The sequence below is a fragment of the Nesterenkonia alkaliphila genome, assembly GCF_009758175.1.
Taxonomy (GTDB): domain Bacteria; phylum Actinomycetota; class Actinomycetes; order Actinomycetales; family Micrococcaceae; genus Nesterenkonia; species Nesterenkonia alkaliphila.
This window is the reverse complement of record NZ_WRPM01000076.1, coordinates 1-2,693: the sequence shown is the minus strand read 5'-3', so window position 1 is coordinate 2,693 and position 2,693 is coordinate 1. Positions and strand designations below refer to the sequence as shown.

General features: G+C 60.3%; 3 protein-coding genes. 2 read left to right on the top strand and 1 reads right to left on the bottom strand.

The genetic code is table 11. The annotated features are described in order from the left end of the window. Positions 1-37: 37 nt before the first annotated feature. Complete coding sequence (locus GNZ21_RS10950; RefSeq protein WP_232532808.1) at positions 38-1,414, bottom strand: S8 family peptidase; 1,377 nt, start codon at positions 1,412-1,414, stop codon at positions 38-40. Between GNZ21_RS10950 and GNZ21_RS15970 the strand changes: the two genes are divergently transcribed. After that, positions 1,355-1,522 (top strand): transposase, encoded by a 168-nt coding sequence (locus tag GNZ21_RS15970; protein WP_229659613.1) that lies wholly within the window; start codon positions 1,355-1,357, stop codon positions 1,520-1,522. The two genes, GNZ21_RS10950 and GNZ21_RS15970, sit on opposite strands and share 60 nt — an antisense overlap. Positions 1,523-1,625: 103 nt before the next feature. After that, positions 1,626-2,693: IS1380 family transposase (locus tag GNZ21_RS10945; protein WP_414477746.1), on the top strand; the 1,068-nt coding region annotated here is incomplete at its 3' end.

Sequence of the window (2,693 nt, the reverse complement as noted above, 5' to 3'; positions counted from 1 at the left end):
CCCGCCGAGCACGAGCGAAACTCACCGAAATGGCAAGCTAAATCAGAGACGGACCACTAGGTCGTTGGCCTGCCTCTTCTGACTGTGCTTGCCGATTGACTCGCTGGATGAAGTCAGTTTCCGACTCCAGAGGGCCTTGCAATTCGAAGCGGAGACCGTGGGACTTGTACTGGTATCGCTGCCTCCAGCCCCGACGAGAAGCTGTAGGTTCAATGAAGTAGGACAGAGTCACCCGAAGGGTCACGTCCGCCTCAACCAAGTCTCGGAGCACTTCACGCGGCCAGGGGAAGTCATGAAAGCGAAAGTGAGGGATCTTAAAATCGGTTCCCCTGAACGGAGTGAACTCATCCTGCACAACAATTGTTACCGCTTGGTTGGAAGAGTGAAGAACGTTCTCCTCCGTCGGAACGCCCCATCCGTAACGTCGCAGCATCCTATGCCGAGCGGTGAGGTTCTTGTTCTTCTTGTACTCGCTGTTGATCTGCTCCCGCATGACCGGAGTCCACTCTGCTCCGTGTACAAGTAGGGCACGCACTGTCTCTGGCCAGTAGGCAGGGTAATTGGCCATGACCAGGGCTCCTAGCCTTGCTGCTTGAGCTGTGGCGGCGCTGGTGGCATTTGCGTTGGCCAGTACCTGATCGTTGTGGTGGCCCGCTGTTCGGACGGTAAGTGTGGACAAGTCGTCTTCGAACAATGATCCACCGTCGTGCAAGACATTGCCACCTTCCATCAGAATGTCAGGTTTTGCCGGCCAGGGGCGGTCCCCGAAGAGCAGTGACGTACTGGAATGGGGAGACAGTTCACCCTTGGTGGCTAAAGGCGCCCAGTTCTCGTGGCCTGGATCGGTTGGGGGCTCGATGAGGTCGGTGTATGCCCCTACCGTTAGCGCGTTCCAGGAGTGGGCTGGGTCGTGTACCGGAGAGAGGTCGGAGTGGTTTAGGTGGTCCCTGTTAAAGGATCGGGTGTTTCCCGCGGCGATAAAGAACAAACGAGCTGCGTCTGCGTCGGGAGCTGAAAGCATATGGAGTTCATGGCCTGCTCGAACTACACCGGATCCCGCTGCGAGGGCGTCGACTGTGGCTGACCAGAGGGTTGGCTGGCCAAGCGTTTCATGCGTATCCGGAACAGTGCTGACAGGCATGCAGAAGACTCGTTGGCGCGGCGCAGCGATCTCCGGCAGGGAAACAGCCTGGGCCGTGACATCACCGTAGGCGAGGGGGTCGTGGTCCTTCTCATTTTCTCTGGGCAATATCCTTACGGATTCGAGCCGATGCCGCAGTTGGACTACGTGCCCACCTATTAGCGCCTCATCAAGCCCATCCCCATAGAGGGCAACTCCTGCCATTCTGGCTCCATGACCGTCGTGGTCGAAGCCGCTCTCACCCAATACAGTGTGAAGGTCACCTTCGCTCAGCGAGTCCCGCAGAAGCAGATGATTGCGAGCTACGCCTGTATCAAGGTGGCACACAGCCGGTTGGGCTTCATCAGCTGGTTCCAGCCGTTCAGCCTCGGTCTTTCATGACACGGGGGCTTGAGAGGGTGTAGATAGACGAGAGTGCCGCTCCGACAAGGGATGATGGGCTTACCACAGTCCAAACCATCCGAGTCGAGAGGGCACTCTCAAAGTGAAGCGTATCCCGGGCACTGGCCGCATGAAAGTCTCCGCCGACGGGCAGGGGGTCGTGTCTCATGCCGGGGTTGGCATGCTGCGAGAACTGGCAGAGCGAACCGGCCTGGTGACCGGGCTTTCGGAGCCGCTTCTGGATTCCTACAAAGGCTTGCCGGTTCACGCCCCGGGCCGGGTGCTCACTGATCTGGCGGTCGCCGTGGCTGATGGCGCGATCAACATCTCCGGGATCCAGACGCTGACGGATCGCCAGGACGTTTTCGGGCCCGTAGCGTCGATGCCTACGACCTGGCGAGTCCTGGACCGGGTCACCGAAGAACGCCTCCCCGCGATCCGGAAAGCACGCGCTGAAGCACGGTCGACAGCATGGGAGGCTGGCGCTGGCCCTGAAAACAGTGCTGAGGATGCTGGGCCGTTGGTGATCGATGTTGATGCGACCATCAGCGTCGCCCACTCGGAGAAGGAGAACGCCGCCGCGACGTGGAAACGCACGTTCGGGTTCCACCCCTTACTGGCGTTCTTAGACAGACCAGAAATCAGCGGCGGGGAGGCCCTGGCTGGGATCCTGCGGCCCGGCAACGCCGGGGCCAACACTGCTGCTGATCACATCACCGTGATCGATAAGGCCCTCGACGCTCTGCCAGCTGCTGTGCGTCCCGGCGCTGAAGCCGGTCCTGGTGTGCTGGTGCGCAGCGACAGTGCTGGGGCTTCCCACGCTTTCGCTGATCACTGCCGAGAGATGGGCGTGGAGTTCTCTTTCGGCTACTTCCTGACCCAGCCCGTTCAGCAGGTCGTTGATCAGATTCCGGCTCAGTTGTGGCAGGCAGCGATCAACACCGACAGTTCCATCCGGGAGGGGGCGTGGGTGGTAGATGCTACCGACCATGTGAACATCAAAAGCTGGCCCGCCGGCACCCGCCTGATCCTGCGGAAGGAGCGGCCACATCCTGGCGCCCAGTTGTCCTTCACTGATGCTGACGGGCACCGGGTCACCGCGTTCATCACCGACACCGACCCAGAGGCCGTGGACCACAAGATTCAGGGCTTGGAGCTGCGTCACCGTCAG

Bases quoted from the DNA above. Each gene is read 5' to 3' on its own strand.
- GNZ21_RS15970 (WP_229659613.1), top strand. From the start codon at position 1,355: ATGACCGTCGTGGTCGAAGCCGCTCTCACCCAATACAGTGTGAAGGTC.